The organism is Streptomyces sp. NPDC101151, from assembly GCF_044768335.1.
In the GTDB taxonomy this organism is placed as follows: Bacteria; Actinomycetota; Actinomycetes; order Streptomycetales; family Streptomycetaceae; genus Streptomyces.
Map to the genome: position 1 here is coordinate 38,035 of NZ_JBIWPP010000005.1, position 16,272 is coordinate 54,306.

The following is a 16,272-nucleotide window of genomic DNA, read 5'->3' on the forward strand; positions in this document are numbered from 1 at the left end:
ATCCGTGCCGGAAGGCCGATCGTCGGGCTCGGGCTTCTCCGGTTCTGGCACGCCCGCAGCCTCCTGCACATCCCGGCGGCGGAGGCCGGGCACGGACGCCGGGCGCGATGATCTCGCCCAGGTCCGGTCCGCCGAAGTTCGCAACGATATGACCGTTGGGGAGGCAGCGGTACAAGTCCTCACTCAGAAGCGGGAGTTCTCGCTCCTCCACCCACTTCTCCGCATGCACCTTGAAATTTGACCGAGCCGGCTTCCGGACACCTGGCGCCTGGAATGGCTCGTCCGGGCTGAATATGGCGGATCGAACGTTGATCGTGGCGCCGAAGATGACAGCGGCGGGATTCGCCGGGACTTTTTATGTCCTGAGCAGCGATAATTTCCTCCACGACGGTACGAGCACCTGTGATTAATTGCTCGTGTACGCCTGAAGTTCCATGCGAAGGTCCCTCAACCCCCGCTTGTGCGGAGATCCCGCGTCCTACTCGTCTTCTCTGTCCCGGCCGTCCTCGAAGACGAAGAGCGGTTTGGCGCCGTGCGCGGGTGCTTCGGCGAACGAGATGGCTTCCGCGAAGCGTTCGAGCGGGAACGGCCGGCCTTGGGGGATGCTCAGCACTTCAGCAGCGACGAGACTGCGAACCTCGGACAGCGCGTGCAGCGCATCCGTGGGTGAGGCAGTGCCGAACCAGCGGTTCAGCCAGAAGCCACGGACTGCTTTGGTCTCGTAGATGAGCGAGCGTGCCTGCAGCGGGATCGTGAGCGCTGCCGGGTCGGTCTGCCGATGGGTGGAGAGCGCGCCGTAGACCACGGTCTCTCCTCCCGGAGCCAATGCCTGGGACACCTGGGCACCCACGTGGCCCGCGACACAGTCGGTGGCCTTGTGCACGCCGCCCGGTCCTGCAATCTCCGTCACACGCTGCACCAGGTCCTCGTCCTCGGTGCAGATGACCTCGTCGCCGCCCAGCGCCTTGATCTCCTCGACGGCATCGCGCCGCCGCACCACATTGATCGTGCGAATACCCAGATGCCCGGCCAGCTGAATGACGAGCCGGCCGACGGTGGAGCCCGCGGCCGTCTGCAACAGCCATTCACCCGACTGTACGTCGAGTTCGCGCGTCACCAGGAGCAGCGCGGTCAACGGGTTGACGGCGAGTTGGCAGGCGCTGGAGTCGCTCAGACGATCGGGGACCGGCAGAAGCCTGAGCGTATCGGCGACAAGGTATTCCTGCCAGGTGCCGGCCACGGGCGGCCCGGGTACCGCGGGGACAGCGACGGCCACCACGCGCTCGCCGATCTTCAGTCCCTCGGTCTCCGGACCCAGGGCCTCGATACGGCCCACGCATTCCATGTGACCCCCGACAGTGGGGAACTCGGGGGAGAAACCGTAGCGGCCGCGCAGCACGTGCAGATCGCTGGCGTGAATCGGAGTCGCCTTCACGCGGATCAACGCCTGACCGGCTGCCGGCGTGGGAACGGGCCGGGACTCCAGCCGCAGGACATCGCTCGGCTCGCCAACCTTTCCGGCCACGAGCGCGCGCATGGATTGTGGCATGAGCGGGCTTTCTTCTCTCGGCGCCGACGAACTCGACATTCTGGGCAGGGACGATGCGGCATCCAGCGGGCATCGACGTCATATGTGCAGGTCGCCTCGCCTGATCGATCACCAGGTGTCCCCCGCCACTCCTCCCAGCTTGCGCTCCTCCCCGAGCGCTGTCATGTCGATGGGAAGGCGTGCACCCGGAGTGCGCGGGCTATGAGTCCCTGAGCGGCTCTGGGGGCCGTCTGGAAAAATGTGAGGGAGGAACTCGGTCAGCATCTCCCGCCCGGCGGTGGGCACTGAGCCCAGAAGGACCGAACTCATGATCATATTTGGCACCAAGATATACCTGTACCGGCTCGCGATAGTGACGCTGGTGTGCCGCCACTGCGGCAACCCTGCCGCGCACACACTCACGAAGCGGGTCACCAAGTTCACCTTGTTCTTCGTGCCGCTGTTCCCCTTCTCGACGGGGTATGCGACGCAGTGCACGTTCTGTGGTATGGAGCAGGAAGTGACCAAGGAGTGGGCCGAGCAGTTGCAGGAACAAGCCGCAGTCGCTCCCGGCAGTGAGGCGTACGGGCAGTCGCAGCAGCCTTACCAGCACCCTGGGATCTGATCGGTCGCCGACGCTCTTCCGCTCCGCTCAGGGTGAGGGCGTGAAGCCGGCGAACAGGCCGAGGTGGAAGGGGGAGCCCGAAACCGTCGGGGTCCAGCCCTCGCGCAGGGCTCGTTCGATGGCTCGGGCAACGTGGGACGGAAGTACCGCTCCGGCCTCGCGTCCGATCCAGTTGCTCGGGTGCGGCTGGTCCGTGGTGACCACGAGTGTTGTCCCCGGGGTGTCCGCGTGCTCGACCGCGAACGTGCACGGTGACCAGGCCAGGCCCTGAAAATAGGTCGGCCTGCGTCGCAATCGCCAGCGGTAGGCCGTGCCGTCCACAAGGATGCGCCGTGCGCCTTTACGCCCCAGTGCCATGACTCCCCCTCGACGTGGAGGATGCCGGCCCTCCGACTCTGCCGTCCACAGGAAGACGAAGCTGTGCCAGGCTCCGCCGGAAGGCGGGACGGGCGGCCCGGGCTGCACCGGGGTACGGAAGGACGGCGACCAAGAGCGTCGAGGGGGGAAGGGGCCACGGCGTCACCGGACCGTCCACGTGAGTGAGTCGGACGTCTGTGCCCGGATCGCAGGGTCCCGTACGGCCGTCGTCCGGTCGGTCACGGTTGCCGTGATCTCGTGGCCGCGGCCATGGACGCCCAGTTTGCGTGGTGTCACCGACAGGGCGCCCGTGGCCGACGACACCTCTCTGCCGTCGACGTACCAGGTCAGGTCGAGGTCGGCGAGGCCGGTCAGCCGGGCGAGGCGCACGGTGATCCGCCGTCCTTGCCCGACCGGCCGGGACGTGGGCACGGAGGAGGTCAGCGCGTCCGCGTCGGCGTAGAAGCCGGCGATCATCGCCTCGCGGCCGACGACGTTGAACTCGGTCGAGGTCAGGGCGCGCATGATGGACGTCTCGGTCGGCCGGTAGACACCCGTCTCGTAGTACCCGCCGCCTTCGTACGTGCCCACGACCGAGCCCGTCGGGTCGGGGGAACCGAGCCAGCGGTACCACTTCGTCCCGGCAGGGTCGCGCCGGAGGGTGAGGTTGGCTTCGGCCGGTTCATCGGCGTTCGGGTAGGCACCGTAGCCCGCGTACTGGTACTCGTCGGCCAAGTGACCTATGGAGTGGCCCAGTTCATGGGCTCCTATGAGGTACGAACTGTCGTTGTCGGACGACATCGTCGCCACGCCGTGGAAGGGCGTGCCCGGCGGCAGGTCTACGGCGGAGTAGCCCGCGCCGCCGTACTTGGTGGAGTTCGCGATGACGAAGACGATGTCGGCGTCCGGCGCCGACGCGGCGTAGTGCGCGACCTTGTCCGTGTCGACGCACAGGAGGCGCTCGAGGTCGTCGCAGAAGAAGTGGGCGCCCAGCGCGGTGTCCTTCACGACATCGGCGGTCGGGTCGCCCGAGACGCCCGACTCGTGGGAGGCGGTATTGACCAGCCAGACGTTGAACAGCCCGCGGTAGCTGCGGTACGGCTCGACATCGAAGATCTCGTCCAGCTTCTCCTCGGCGTCGTCGGCGAACTCGCCCTGTTCGTCCGTGGTGTAGCCGTCGCCCATCACCACCAGGTCGAGCCGCCCGGCCACGGGTCCGGTCCGCTGGAGTGCCCTCACCGTCGAGGTGGCACCCCTTGGGATCGGCGCCTGACGGTCCGTCCGGGCGGGGGTGTCCGCCGGGACGGTCACCTGGCGGGGCTCTGCCGTGGGGCCGGGGAAGTACTCGACACGTTGCGTGGGAGCGGGGACGTCGGCCGCGCCGGCCGGCCCGGGGCTCGCTCCGATGACCAGCGCCGCGGCAGCGACCAGGGCGGCTGTGGCAGCGGCGGTCCGACGCCTGGCGGGTCTTGCGCGGTGCGGCACGGAAACCTCGCTTAAGCATCCAGTTAAGTGGACTTAAGGGCACGCTTAACTTAGAGAGCGGGGCAGGGATCGGCAAGAGCCGTAACCTGATTGCCAGTTCACGCATGCGGACCGCGAGCCGGTCGGAACTGGACTGGCGCGTACGGGGCTTGAGGAACTCCTCCACCGCGTTCTCGCGGGGACGCATGTGCCGGCCGGCCTGCGTGTACCGGATGCGGCGCCCTCGAAGGGCCGGCGCGGGAAGCGAACGGCCGTGCCGGGCCGTGCGGCGACCTGATCGGTTGGACAGACGGCGGTGCAGGACAACGGGCCCTTGCCGGCGAAGACTCGGAGGGCGAGGACGTACATCGTGCCGGACTCCGGCCCGGCGGCTGGTGCCGTCTGCGCTCGGCGTCGTTCGGCGCGGGCGGCGCGGAGGGGCCTGTGCGAGCAGGACCGCTGCCCGCGGACGGGCGACCGCACTCCGACGGGGTGGGGCGCCTTCCGGCGAGAACCGAACTCGCGGAACGGGACCGCAGGTTCGAGCCCGGCCGCCGGCGCCAACGCAAAGGCCCCGGACCGTGACCGGTCCGGGGCCTTTGACCTCCACACTCTGACATGCACACAAGCGGGCGCCAGGCTTACGGCCAGGGCGCCGAGACCCAATTCGGCGAGCTACGTAACACGGCTACCAGCCGTGTTCGCAGCCCATTTCGGAGCCGACATGGGTGTACTGCGCGCCTGGATTGCCCTCGCCGTTCACCAAGTTGCCGAGCAGGCCATTGGCGATACCCACATTATTGAGGAGGCCGAGGTCCAGGTCATGGGACTTGCACCCCCCGCCGCCGCGCACACTTTCCGCGGTCTGGGCGGTGGCCGTGCCGGTGGCTATGAAGCTGAGGCTACCGATGATGGCGGCCGCGACAGCGGCCTGGCGAAACTTACGCATTTCTCCTCCTTGGGTCGAGTGGAGCGCCCCATCAAAAGATCTACTCAGCGCTCATTTCGGAGGCTAATCCGACATTCGACGCAGCGCTCATCGAGGGCGCCATCCGGGGGTTCTGACGCTCAATCGGTCGCGGTGACCGCTTCCGGGGCCGACCCGGGGCAGGGGTTGTGCGGGGTGGCGCGACGACACCGGCGTCCCACCCGTATCCATGCGGTAAAGGGGCAGGTCACGTACACGCACCGGACGGCGGACCTCTGCCGTTCCGGGCCGAAAGCTGAACTCCGTGCGTCCCGACAGCCTGCGCGGGCCCGGACAGCCGTGCTCAGTTGACACTCAGCCAGATGCCAGATGCCAGATGCCAGAAGTGCGGTTCGTCCTCTTCCACGTCCTCTTCGGCACGATGTGCTGCCACCGCGCTGTGTCGTCCCGGTCGGGCGCGCCATCGGGCTCCGCGCGGCCGTTCTCTCCCGACTTCGCTCGACGGAGCCTCGACGGGCCACCGGGCCACCACCGTCTGCCGGTCCCAGGTGGCGCACTCGTTGCCGATCCGGTGCCCGCCCGCTCGGGGGGGGTGAGTGCACCCACGGCCGAGCCGATGTGATGCGCCGGTGGACCGCTGACGCATGGCGCCGCGAGGCCGGAGTACCGATCGCCGTGTCGATCATGCGGCCGGGCTCCTGTCGAGGGACGATCCCTTCACGGGCGTATCGGTCTCCCGCGTTCCACGGGTGTGCCGCCCCCGGCTGCGGCCTCGGTCGTCCGCGAGGGCGTTCCAGGACAGAAGGGACGGCGTGGTGGAGGGCATGATGCCCGGTGACGGAGCGGGGGCGCGGCGCCGGCCGGTGGCGGATCCCTTCTGGGACCAGGTGGTCGAGCAACTGGACACAGCCCTGATCGTGCTGGATCCAGCCGGGCGGATCCTTTCGGCCAACCCGGCCGCCGAGCGGCTGGTGGGCCACTCCGCTGCGGCACTGCGCGGGCAGGACGCGCACGACCTGCTGCACCGGGATGCGGACGGCGCCGAAATCCCGCAGGACCAGTGCCTGTTGCTCCGGGCGATGGCCGAACGGGCCACCGCGCGCGGGGAGGGCGACACCTATCTGCGCGCCGACGGCCGCCTGGTCCCGGTCACCTGGTCCGCTTCCCCCCTGACGGACGAGGGCTCCTTGACGGGCATGGCCGTGCTGCTCACCGACGCCACCAGTGAGCGCGGCGCGCGCAGGGAACGCGCCGCCTATACGAGTGCGCTGGAGGACCTCACCGAACGGCTGACACTGGTCGCGGAGATCACGGACGTACTGGGCCAGACCCTGGAGACCGATGAAGCCCTCGCCAGGCTGGGCCACCTCCTGGTGCCCCGCCTGGCCGACTGGGCGGCGGTGGACCTGCGGACCGGTTCCCGGCAGGTGCTCCGGATTGCGGTGACCGGCCCCGAGGGCCGTGACGCCGGACAGGAGGACTGGCGCGGTCCCCTTCCGCCCGCCGGAGAGACGACGCGCTCACCCCTGGTCCAGGTACTGAACGGAGGCGACGGGGTCCTGGAGGAAACGGCGGAGCCGGCCGCACCGCCCGACTCCGCCCTGGCCGCCCTTCACAGCGGCTTCCTCCGGGCGGTGGGCGCGACCTCCGCCATCACGGTGCCGCTGGGCACCAAGGAGCAGCTCACCGGCGCCCTGACTCTGGTGCGCACCGCCCCGGAGCACCCCTTCGGCACCAGCGACCTGGAGGTGGTGAGCGACATCGGCCGCCGGGTCGGCCTGGTCATCGACAACGCCCGCAGGTTCGGCCGCCAGCGCGCCGTCTCCGAGGCCATGCAGCGCAACCTGCTCCCCCCGCTGCCCCAGCCCGGCCGGCTGCAGCTGGCCGCCCGGTACCGGCCCGCCCCGGCCGGCTCCCAGATCGGCGGGGACTGGTACGACGCGTTCGAACTGAAGGACGGCGCGCTCGCCCTGGTCATCGGGGACGTCCTGGGTCACGATCTGACCGCGGCGGCCGGCATGGCACAGCTGCACGGCGTCCTGCGCTCACTCGCCTGGGACCACACCGGACCACCCGGCGCCGTCGTCGACCGCCTCGACGACGCCATGCCCAACATCACCACCGTCTCGCTGGCCACCCTCGTCCTCGGCCGGGTCGAAGGCCTGCCCGACGGCCCGTGGACCCTGCGGTGGACCAGTGCCGGGCACCCGCCGCCCCTGCTGCTCACCCCCGACGGAAACGCCCGGTACCTCGAAGCCGGGCAGGGGCTCCTCCTCGGCACCGGCCTGGGCGGCGGGGAGAGCCGGCCGAGCGCCCTCCAGGCCCTGCCCCCGGGCGCCACGCTCCTGCTCTACACCGACGGCCTGATCGAGAGCCCCGGCAGCGATCTCGACACGGGCCTCGGCCGGCTGCGCCGCCATGCCCTCGCGCTCGCCCACGAGCCCCTGGACACACTGTGCGACGAGGTGTCGGCCCGTGTTCCTCCCGGCAGTACCGACGACATCGCCCTCCTCGCCCTGCGCCTGCCCACGCCGTGACCGGGACGGGCTCGCCGGCGGGTGCGCATGGATCACCGACGGGTGCGGACGGTCCGCCGACGGGTGCCGAGGCGACGCCGACGCGCGCCGAGGCCGTCCGGTTCGCGGCTGCGGCCGCGGAACTCAGATCTCCCGGGCCAGGACCAGAACACGGAACGGACCGGTCAGGGGGAGCCGAGAGGTGTCGTCCCCGGCGCACCGCCACCCCCAGGACCGCAGCGCCTGGACGGTCTCGTCGTCGCAGCGGTTCACCAGTGTGACGCCGAGAGCGGCGCCGTGGTCGGTGAGCAGCCGCCGCTGCAGACGCCGGGCGAGATTCCAGGCACGGTCCTGGTTCTCCCGGCGCACCCGGGACGGTACGACGATCCCGGAGACCACGAAGAGTCGTCCGGAGGCGGCCCGGCGGAGCAGACTCCCCGAAAGGTATCCGTCGAAGCCCTCCCACCAGGGACCGCCCCCGCACGCGGGGAAGCCGTAGGCGCATCCGGTCAGGGCGGTGGTCTCCGCGATCAGCAACGAGAACCCCGGTCGCCGGGCATCGGCCGCCAGTCGCCGCAGAAAGGCGCCGCGGGCCTGGTTCCACGCCCAGGGGTCACCGCCGGAGGTCTGCGCGTAGAAGTCGCCCAGTTCCTGCAGCCGGTCCTCGACCTGCCATCGCGTCAGGGGGCGGACGCGCTCCCCCTCGTGGGGCGAGGCTCCACGCTCCGGCCTCGGGCGCCGAGCGCGCGTGTACCGCCGGTCCGGCCCGGTCTGCCGCCCGAGCACGTCCGTGGCTGTCCGAGCCGACATGTTCACGGTCATGGGGCAAACCCCGTCCCGGGCACGGGAGTTTCCGGCCCGGCGTCGTCGATCGCCGAGAGCGGTACCGGTGTCGGAGCCGGTGCGCGGTATGCCCTCGGTACCTTCACCGTACTCCCGGCCGCGCACGGCGCACTCCCCGCCGCGCACCGCCGTGGTGCCCCTGCGGTCACCTTCCGCGGCGGCACCGTCCGCCCCCGGACGCGCCGGAGAAGACCCGCTCTCCCGCAGACGCCGGACGCCTGCCGCCGGGCGCCTCTCGCCGGGCCCGGACGCCTGCCGCCGGGCGCCTCTCGCCGGGCCCGTACGCCTCGCCGGACGCCTGTCGCCGTACGCCTGCCGCCGGACCCCGGGCTCCGGACGCCCCTCGCCGCAGCCGCGACCGCCTGTGCCGGGGCCGCATTCCACCGCCGGGTGCAGCCTGGGCATGCCCGGTCATCGCGGCGTGCGGCACGCGTCGGCCACCGTTTCCACGGCGGGTCCGCCGTCCGAAACGAGGCATGTCCGTGGCCCTGCGCAACCTGGCCGGCGCTGCAGGGAAAGTCTGTGTCGGCGAGACCACATCTCCGCGCCTGCCGGAGATAGGGTTGTCGCGCGCGGCAGTGGTGCCGAGTCCTGCGGAACACGGGTGCCGCGCACGCCCGGATGCCTCGCCGCATCCCCGAAACGAAGGTGCCATGCCCGCTGAGAACGCCCCTGTCGCCGGCAACCTCGACGACGACGACTACCCCGCCTACACCATGGGGCGTGCCGCCGACGTCCTCGGTACCACCCCCGCCTTCCTCCGGGCCGTCGGCGAGGCCGATCTGATCACCCCCCTGCGTTCGGAAGGCGGCCACCGCCGCTACTCCCGCCGCCAGTTGCGCATCGCCGCCCGCGCCCGTGAGCTCGTCGACCAGGGCACCCCCATCGAGGCCGCGTGCCGCATCATCTCTCTTGAGGACCAGCTCGACGACGCCCTCCGCCTGAACCAGGAAATGCGCCGGCAGCTGGACGGGCACGGCGCGAATATCTAGTCCCGCCGATGCAGAATCAAAGACCCCACCGGCATGAGGGTTCCCGGACGACCAGAAAACACATAGGACTTCCCACCGACCTGTGTTAACGTGATAGCAGTTGCAGTTTTGGTTGCCGGAGAAATTTTTCTTTGCAAAGCTTTCCGGATCTTTCCGGAGGGGTGATCATCGCGGCGACTCGGCTTCGTAAAGTGCGGAGTCCGGCACTGCCCCCCAAGGGAGATTCAATATGGCATCTGGCACCGTGAAGTGGTTCAACGCGGAAAAGGGCTTCGGCTTCATCGAGCAGGAGGGTGGCGGCCCGGACGTCTTCGCCCACTACTCGAACATCGCCACCCAGGGCTTCCGCGAGCTTCAGGAAGGCCAGAAGGTTACCTTCGACGTCACGCAGGGCCAGAAGGGCCCGCAGGCCGAGAACATCGTTCCCGCCTGACACTGACGCGAACCATGTGGCTGGGGCCCGCGCTCTTGGGGTGCGGGTCCCAGCCCATTGTTTTCTCGCATTTCTCATATTTCCCGGATTTCTCACTCCACTGACAGCCTCGGCTTCAGCGCGCCGAGAGGTCCGGCTTTCGCTTTTCCCTCGGCTCATTCTTGCGAATCCTCGTGCGGCCCCCGCCGCTGGACGGAGTCCTCGATACGCCGCATCGAGGAAGGTTCCCTCATGAACCGAACCCGTCGCACCGGCGGCAGTTCCGGCCGCTTCCGCCCGGACAGAAGTTCCGCGCACTCGACAGGCTCCGCCCGCGGCAGCCGCCCCCATACGCAGGAGACGGGCCGGCAGAGCCCCCGTCCGGCCAGTGGGCGAAGGAGCGGCCAAGGCGCACGCTCCAGCACACGCCGACAGGAGTTCGCCCTGCCGGTCACCCTCACCGAGCCGCTCCCGGCGGTCGAGACGTTCGCCGAACTGGACATGCCCGCACGTCTGCTGGCCGCGCTCGTCACCGAGGGCGTCACCGTGCCCTTCCCGATCCAGGCGGCCACGCTGCCGAACGCGCTGGCCGGCCGCGACGTCCTGGGCCGCGGGCGCACGGGCTCGGGCAAGACCCTCGCCTTCGGGCTGCCTCTGCTGGCCCGTCTGGACGGGCAGCGGGCCCAGCCCCGGCAGCCGCTCGCCCTCGTCCTGGTCCCCACCCGGGAACTGGCCCAGCAGGTCACCGACGCGCTCACCCCCTACGCACGCGCCCTGCGTCTGCGGCTCGCCACCGTGGTGGGCGGCATGTCGATCGGCCGTCAGGCGAGCGCGCTGCGCGGCGGCGCCGAGGTCGTCATCGCGACGCCCGGCCGCCTCAAGGACCTCATAGAGCGGGGAGACTGCCGGCTGGACCAGGTCGGCGTCACCGTCCTGGACGAAGCCGACCAGATGGCCGACATGGGCTTCCTTCCGCAGGTGACCGCACTGCTCGACCAAGTCGGTGCCGACGGCCAGCGGTTGCTGTTCTCCGCCACCCTGGACCGCAACATCGACCTTCTGGTGCGCCGCTACCTCCAGGACCCCGTGGTGCACTCCGTCGACCAGTCCGCGGGAAGCGTCACCACGATGGAGCACCATCTGCTCCACGTCCACGACGCCGACAAGCACACCGCCGCGACCGAGATCGCCGCCCGCGACGGCCGCGTGATCATGTTCCTGGACACCAAGCACGCGGTCGACCGGCTGGCCAAGCACCTGCTGTCCGTCGGTGTGCGTGCCTCGGCCCTGCACGGCGGCAAGTCGCAGCCGCAGCGCAATCGGACGCTCGCCCAGTTCAAGGAGGGCCACGTCACGGTCCTGGTGGCCACGAACGTCGCCGCCCGCGGGATCCACGTCGACAACCTCGACCTCGTCGTGAACGTCGACCCTCCGGCCGACCACAAGGACTACCTGCACCGTGGCGGCCGTACCGCCCGCGCCGGCGAGTCCGGCACGGTCGTCACCCTTGTCCTGCCGCACCAGCGTCGCGCGGTGGACCGTTTGATGGCCGACGCCGGCATCACTCCGCGTACCGCCCGGATCCGCCCGGGCGAGGCCGAACTGCATCGCATCACCGGCGCCCGGACCCCCTCCGGCGTGCCCGTCACCGTCGCCGCACCGGCCGCCGAACGCGGCGAACGCACGGGATCCGCCGCCCGCGGCCGCTCCCGACGCGCCGCAGGCCGCGGTGGGAGCGGACGGACCGCCGCCCGAACCCGTCAATCCAGCCCGAGGACCAACCCATAGCCCAGGCACCGGACTCGCTCCCAGCGGCCGGCACGAGCCGTCACTCGTCCTGCCCGCCCGACGAAGAGGAGAAGCCCTTGACGCCGATCGCACCCCACCCACGGCAGGCCGGCAACGCCGGTGGCACCGGTCTCACCGCCCGTGACGCCATGCACGCTCCCGGGCCCCAGGTGGAGGACCACATGACCGTCGACGTGGCTCTGTCGGTGCTCATCGGAGCCCGCGTCCCGCACCTGCTCCTCCAGGACGAGGACGGGCGGTGCGCGGGACTGGTCACCCGGGCCCAACTCTCCGCGCACCGCGGCGGCAGGTGGTACAGCGACCGGACGCGGCTGCGGGACATCCCGCTCGACCGCGGGCCGTTCACCTCGTCCGTGGCCGTACTCAGCGAAGCGGTGGCCGCCATGCGGGGCCGGACCCTGGACGCGTCCCCCGTGATCGACGAGCACGGCTACGCCCTGGGCGTCCTCGCGCTCACCCACTGACCGCCCTCGCGCGGCCGACCCCTTCCGGTGTTTCTCCCCCAACCCTGTGGAGGCATCCATGCGCTGTGTCATCGCCCGTTTCCCCTTCGACCTGACCAAGAGCGAGGTCGAGCAGTCGATGAGCGGCATCACACCCGAGCCTGTCACCGGCTTGGCCGTGACCATCGGCCGTCGCGTCTACCCCGTGATGCAGGTCGGGGAAGTGATCACCCGGCAGAGCCGCCGCGACTTCACCGTGGGTGAGATGCGGCGGGCGCTGACCCGGCTCGGCTTCACCTGCCACGACGCGCCCGCGGTCACGCAGACCTGGGACGCGCGAGCCGACGAGGGCTGGCTGGGCTGAGGGAGTCGGGACGGCGCGGTCCTGTGGCCCGGACCTGCGCTGTTTCCGCCGCGAGTACCTCGCGCGGCGCGACCACGGCGGTGCCGTTCCCGGCCCGGCGAGCGACGGAAGCGGACGGCCGGGAGCCGCCCGGGACGGGATCGCATGATGGACGTAACGTCGGCCGAGGGTGTCTCCCCGGACGGAGCACGTACTTACCGGATGCCCGCCGCCCGGCTGGCACTCACTCCGGGTGCCGGCCAGGGTCCGCTCGACGGGGCCTGGTGGCCGCGCTGCGACATGCTGGAACTGGAGCTGCCCGCGCTGGTCGGCTCGCTGGACCCCGGCCTCGGCACCGTCACCCGCGTCACCGTGGACGCCGTCGCCTGGCCCGACGCCCCGCGCGAGGTCACGGTGCCCGGCCGCACGATCGAAGTCGCCCTGTCCGCCGTGGATGCCGAAGCGCATGCCATCGCCCTGGACTGCGGCACGGTGGGCCGCCGGGAGCTGCTGGTCATCCCGCCGAGCGAGTCGGTCGCAGCGGCAACCTGGCTGCTGACCACGGCCGCCGATCCCCGCAACGCCCTGACGGCCGCGCACATGCTGGCGCTCGCCGAGGCCGGTTTCGAGGGCGACGGCAGGTGAGGCACGGTTTGCGGGTGTGGAACGCGAAGGATGTGGCACCCGGCCTACGAGCGGGCCGGACACACGAACCGCGTCCCCGTCGGACAACCGGTTCGGCCATGAGCCGCGAGCCTCACGGGACCGGTACGGCCCGCGCCGCCCGGTTGTCGCCGCCAGGCTGCCCGGCGACAATCGGCGTGGCATCGGCCCTGCCGCACGCACGGTCTGTCGTTGTGGTGTGTGCTGCGCAGGGCCGACTACGTGGCGAGGACGGGCCGGGCGCGTCAGCCGGCCTGTGACGGGGTCTGCTTCATGCCGTCGACGACGGCCCGGCTCATGATGGCGCTGGTGTAGATCACCGTGCCGGGCTTCAGCAGGCCGTCCGTTCCGCTGTTCTTCCGCACCTGGACGGTGCGCTCCCCGAGGAAGACATGGGTCTTCCTGTCGAAGATCCATTCCTCGCGCCGGCCGCTGGTCTCGTCGAGCCGGGCCACCGCCACCCCGCGCCGGCCGACCGCGTCCACCGCGTCCTGGACCACCACGACACCGGGGATCCTCGCGGCGGCCTTGAACAGTGCCGAGTACAGCTCCGCCGGGGGATAGCTCTCGTTGACCAGGTCCCCGATCGTGGTGAACGCCTCCTGGTCGGGGGAGTTGCCGTGGCCCTTGGTCTCCTTGTAGATCTTGGCCAGCAGCGCGTCGGGGTCGGTGGTGAGTTTGGCCAGGTAGTCGTACGACGGAGCGTTCAGGTACGCCTTCGGGGTGTTGCCCCGCTCGTCGGGGAGGCTCAGGGTCTCGCCCTCGGAACTGTCGTTGACCGCGGGATCGATCAGCCAGCCCTTGGTGCCGTCCGGGGACTTCCACACCTGCCGGCGGTGCAGCGCGTGGCTGGCCACGCCGGACGTGTCACCGACGGTCTTCACGAAGGTGTCGGCCGTCTTGGACTCGATGTAGATGTACTGGCCGGGCTTGACGGCCGGGTGGGTCCCGTCGGCCGCCGCCAGCGAGATCTGGTCCAGCAGCTGGGGCGCGCCCTTGGCGGTCGCGGTGCCGATCCGCGTGGTCAGGGCCGGTCCGGTGGCGACGCCGCCGTCCCTGACGCCGGCACCGCCGGACATCGACACTCCGGCGACGACCGCCCCGGCCAGGACCGCGGCCAGCGCGGGCAGGGCGATCGCCGGGCGGGGCACCCGCAAACGACGTGTCTTCGCGGGGGCCGCCGTCACCGTGCGCTCTTCCTGCTGCATGTCGTGGATCTGGGCCATCAGTCGCTCCTTGTGGAACTGGTGGCGGCCCGTCGGCAGGTCACGCGCCGTCGAGGAGAGGAGCTGTGCACTCTCGTCCCACTCGGCCGGGTTCTCCCGGGACGTGTTCGCGTTCATCGGTTTCCTTCCTGTGCGGGCCGGATCGCGTTTGCGTGATCGCCTCTTGTCTGTCGGCCGACGATGCCGCCTTCCCCTTTTCCGCGTACTTTTTCGCGCGCCGTTCCGGTTGCGGTGCGTGACGGCCCGGTGTCCGGGCGGACAGCGGCCGCCGGACGGACACCGCCGGCCGGACGGACCGTCTCGGCGCAGGGGCGCGCCGACTCGGCCTCGGCCGCCGCGCGCAGCTTCTTGCGGGCCCGCGAGAGCCGGGAGGCGACCGTGCCGACCGGAATCCCGAGCGCTTCCGCCGCGGCCTCGTAGTCCAGGCCCTCCACCAGGCAGAGCGTGATGACCTCGCGCTCCGGTCTGCGCAGCGCGGCGAGCGCGGTGAGCGCCGTCACGAGTCGCCGGCGGTCGTCGACCCGGTCGGCCACCTCGTCGGCGTGGTCGGGCACCGACAACTCGGCGGCCGCGGCCGCGCCCGCCGCCGCCCGGTACCGCCGGTTGCTCCGGTACTGGTTGCGGGCCGTGTTGGTGGCGATGCCCAGCAGCCAGGGGCGCAGGGAGCCGCCCTCGGGGTCGACCCTGTCGCGAAGCCGCCATGCCTCCATGAAGGTCGCGGCCATCACGTCCTCGGCCGCCGACCAGTCGGCGGTCAGCCGGAAGGCATGGTTGTAGACCGCGCGGGCATAGCTGTCGAAGAGCTCAGCGAACGCGCTCGGTTCCCCGGCCCGTACCCGGGTACGCATATGAGTGCTCACCTCACTGAGCTGTCCGGCACCCCGGACCGACTTCCCATGACCTGCGTCACAGCCGAAATCCGTCCGGCTGCCACGGCCGAGGACGGTGCTCGTACTTCTCGAGCCCGCGGGAGCGGCCCGTCACGGCTGCGCGCCCTCGGACCGGCAGCCGCATCACACCGTACGACCACCCGGGGGTGTGGCGGTCTCGTCCGTCGTGGCGCCGGTCCGGCACCCCGGACGGCGACCGCACCCTCCGTCGACCGCCGCTGCCGTGACGCGGCGCTCGGGCACCGACGCGCCACCGCCCACCGCCGCACATCGAGCGGCCCTCACAGCCAGCCGCGTTCCCTCGCGCGCAAGGCCGCCTGGAAACGGGTGGTGGCGCCGAGCCGGGCCATCAGCTCGGCGACATGGGCGCGGTACTTGCGCAGGGACATGCTCAGCGCGCGGGCGGCGGTCTCGTCCTTGCCGTATTCGGCCAGTGCGCGCAGGACCCGTGCCTCGGTCGCGGTGATGTCGAGGGCGTCGAGGTCGGTGGCGCGCGCCCACAACGCCTCGAACAGGTTGACGAGCGCGGCGACGATCCCGGTCTGGCGGATCATCAGCGCGGCGGCGCGGGGCTCGCCCGGGTCGACCAGGACGAAGGCGATCCGCCGGTCGATGACGAGCAGGGGGAGGTACCGCTCGGTCGTCACCCGGTGCCGGTCGCCCGCCTCGTGCATGGTCCGGGCGTAGGCCATCTCGGCGGGCAGGTCGAGGGCCGGGGCGCCGACCAGGGTCCGGCTGATCATCCCGTGGGCCAGTCGGCGGCGGTACACGTGCGCCACCTCCTCCGAGTGACCGAGGGAGCGGGGCAGGAGCTTGGCGTTCATCGTCTCGTTGCGGTCGGGCAGCGCGTCGATGCGGTGGTTCACCTCCGCGCTGGTCTCCAGGCGTTCGACGAGTTCGACGGGGCGGCCGCGGCGCGCCTCCTCGGCCAGCTCGCGCACCACGTCGAAGACCGTGTCGAGGCGGGCCAGTTCACGCGAGGTGCGCTCCACCCGACGGCGCAGGAGCAGGTCGACGGCGGCAGCGGGCGGCAGTGGTACCAGGTGGCCGTCGACCACGCCCAGCGCCCGCAGCTCGTCGAGGACGGGGCTCAGGCGGGGTATGCCGAGCTCGGCCTCCGCCGCCGCGTGGTCGGCACGCGGTGTGCGCAGGAGGTAGCGGTAGAGGCGTTCCTGATCGCGTGTCAGCCCCAGGTGCTCCAGACTCATGGGTACCCCCGTACCGTGCAACTTC

The 16,272-nt window shown here is 70.9% G+C and carries 16 protein-coding genes; 8 read left to right on the forward strand and 8 right to left on the reverse strand.

What is annotated here, in order from left to right:
- Positions 1-478: 478 nt before the first annotated feature.
- Positions 479-1,537 (reverse strand): zinc-dependent alcohol dehydrogenase family protein, encoded by a 1,059-nt coding sequence (locus ACIRU3_RS11010; RefSeq protein ID WP_404054560.1) that lies wholly within the window; start codon positions 1,535-1,537, stop codon positions 479-481.
- Positions 1,538-1,856: 319 nt separating this feature from the next.
- Here ACIRU3_RS11010 and ACIRU3_RS11015 point away from each other — a divergent pair, with 319 nt between their 5' ends.
- Positions 1,857-2,153: a zinc-ribbon domain-containing protein gene (locus tag ACIRU3_RS11015; RefSeq protein WP_404054562.1), complete on the forward strand. Its 297-nt coding sequence runs from the start codon at positions 1,857-1,859 to the stop codon at positions 2,151-2,153.
- 27 nt (positions 2,154-2,180) lie between these two features.
- On the opposite strand, the gene ACIRU3_RS11020 is transcribed toward ACIRU3_RS11015, so the two are convergent.
- The 3 genes from ACIRU3_RS11020 to ACIRU3_RS11030 form a co-directional block, all read right to left on the reverse strand.
- Entirely contained in the window at positions 2,181-2,510 is a 330-nt protein-coding gene (locus tag ACIRU3_RS11020) for a hypothetical protein (protein WP_404054565.1), read from the reverse strand.
- 162 nt (positions 2,511-2,672) lie between these two features.
- Positions 2,673-3,995: a M64 family metallopeptidase gene (locus tag ACIRU3_RS11025; RefSeq protein WP_404054568.1), complete on the reverse strand. Its 1,323-nt coding sequence runs from the start codon at positions 3,993-3,995 to the stop codon at positions 2,673-2,675.
- Positions 3,996-4,662: 667 nt separating this feature from the next.
- Positions 4,663-4,923 carry a hypothetical protein gene (locus tag ACIRU3_RS11030; RefSeq protein ID WP_404054570.1) on the reverse strand — a complete coding sequence of 87 codons (261 nt, stop codon included), beginning with the start codon at positions 4,921-4,923 and terminating at the stop codon, positions 4,663-4,665.
- A 791-nt stretch (positions 4,924-5,714) separates the two neighbouring features.
- Between ACIRU3_RS11030 and ACIRU3_RS11035 the strand changes: the two genes are divergently transcribed.
- Positions 5,715-7,439, forward strand: a complete 1,725-nt coding sequence (locus ACIRU3_RS11035) for a SpoIIE family protein phosphatase (RefSeq protein ID WP_404054572.1) — start codon at positions 5,715-5,717, stop codon at positions 7,437-7,439.
- Positions 7,440-7,562: 123 nt separating this feature from the next.
- Here ACIRU3_RS11035 and ACIRU3_RS11040 read toward each other — a convergent pair whose 3' ends face one another.
- Positions 7,563-8,240, reverse strand: coding sequence for a hypothetical protein (locus ACIRU3_RS11040; protein WP_404054575.1), 678 nt, complete (start codon positions 8,238-8,240; stop codon positions 7,563-7,565).
- A gap of 674 nt (positions 8,241-8,914) precedes the next feature.
- Here ACIRU3_RS11040 and ACIRU3_RS11045 point away from each other — a divergent pair.
- The 6 genes from ACIRU3_RS11045 (at position 8,915) to ACIRU3_RS11070 (ending at position 12,905) form a co-directional block, all read left to right on the forward strand.
- Positions 8,915-9,253: a MerR family transcriptional regulator gene (locus tag ACIRU3_RS11045; RefSeq protein ID WP_404054578.1), complete on the forward strand. Its 339-nt coding sequence runs from the start codon at positions 8,915-8,917 to the stop codon at positions 9,251-9,253.
- A gap of 229 nt (positions 9,254-9,482) precedes the next feature.
- The gene (locus ACIRU3_RS11050) at positions 9,483-9,686 is read left to right on the forward strand and encodes a cold-shock protein (RefSeq protein WP_031482971.1); all 204 of its coding nucleotides are present in this window, start codon (positions 9,483-9,485) and stop codon (positions 9,684-9,686) included.
- A 231-nt stretch (positions 9,687-9,917) separates the two neighbouring features.
- Complete coding sequence (locus ACIRU3_RS11055) at positions 9,918-11,453, forward strand: DEAD/DEAH box helicase (protein ID WP_404054580.1); 1,536 nt, start codon at positions 9,918-9,920, stop codon at positions 11,451-11,453.
- A 77-nt stretch (positions 11,454-11,530) separates the two neighbouring features.
- The gene (locus ACIRU3_RS11060; RefSeq protein WP_404054583.1) at positions 11,531-11,938 is read left to right on the forward strand and encodes a CBS domain-containing protein; all 408 of its coding nucleotides are present in this window, start codon (positions 11,531-11,533) and stop codon (positions 11,936-11,938) included.
- Between the two features lie 58 nt (positions 11,939-11,996).
- A complete protein-coding gene (locus ACIRU3_RS11065) occupies positions 11,997-12,281 on the forward strand; it encodes an SCO5918 family protein (RefSeq protein WP_404054586.1) in 285 nt (94 codons plus the stop codon).
- Positions 12,282-12,425: 144 nt separating this feature from the next.
- Positions 12,426-12,905 carry a DUF5994 family protein gene (locus tag ACIRU3_RS11070; protein ID WP_404054589.1) on the forward strand — a complete coding sequence of 160 codons (480 nt, stop codon included), beginning with the start codon at positions 12,426-12,428 and terminating at the stop codon, positions 12,903-12,905.
- Positions 12,906-13,168: 263 nt separating this feature from the next.
- Here ACIRU3_RS11070 and ACIRU3_RS11075 read toward each other — a convergent pair whose 3' ends face one another.
- The 3 genes from ACIRU3_RS11075 to ACIRU3_RS11085 form a co-directional block, all read right to left on the reverse strand.
- Positions 13,169-14,266 carry a CU044_5270 family protein gene (locus ACIRU3_RS11075; RefSeq protein ID WP_404054592.1) on the reverse strand — a complete coding sequence of 366 codons (1,098 nt, stop codon included), beginning with the start codon at positions 14,264-14,266 and terminating at the stop codon, positions 13,169-13,171.
- Positions 14,263-14,997 (reverse strand): RNA polymerase sigma factor, encoded by a 735-nt coding sequence (locus ACIRU3_RS11080; protein WP_404054595.1) that lies wholly within the window; start codon positions 14,995-14,997, stop codon positions 14,263-14,265. Before ACIRU3_RS11080 ends, ACIRU3_RS11075 begins: the two co-directional genes overlap by 4 nt.
- 323 nt (positions 14,998-15,320) lie before the next feature.
- Positions 15,321-16,247 (reverse strand): hypothetical protein, encoded by a 927-nt coding sequence (locus tag ACIRU3_RS11085; RefSeq protein WP_404054598.1) that lies wholly within the window; start codon positions 16,245-16,247, stop codon positions 15,321-15,323.
- Between the last annotated feature and the right edge of the window lie 25 nt (positions 16,248-16,272).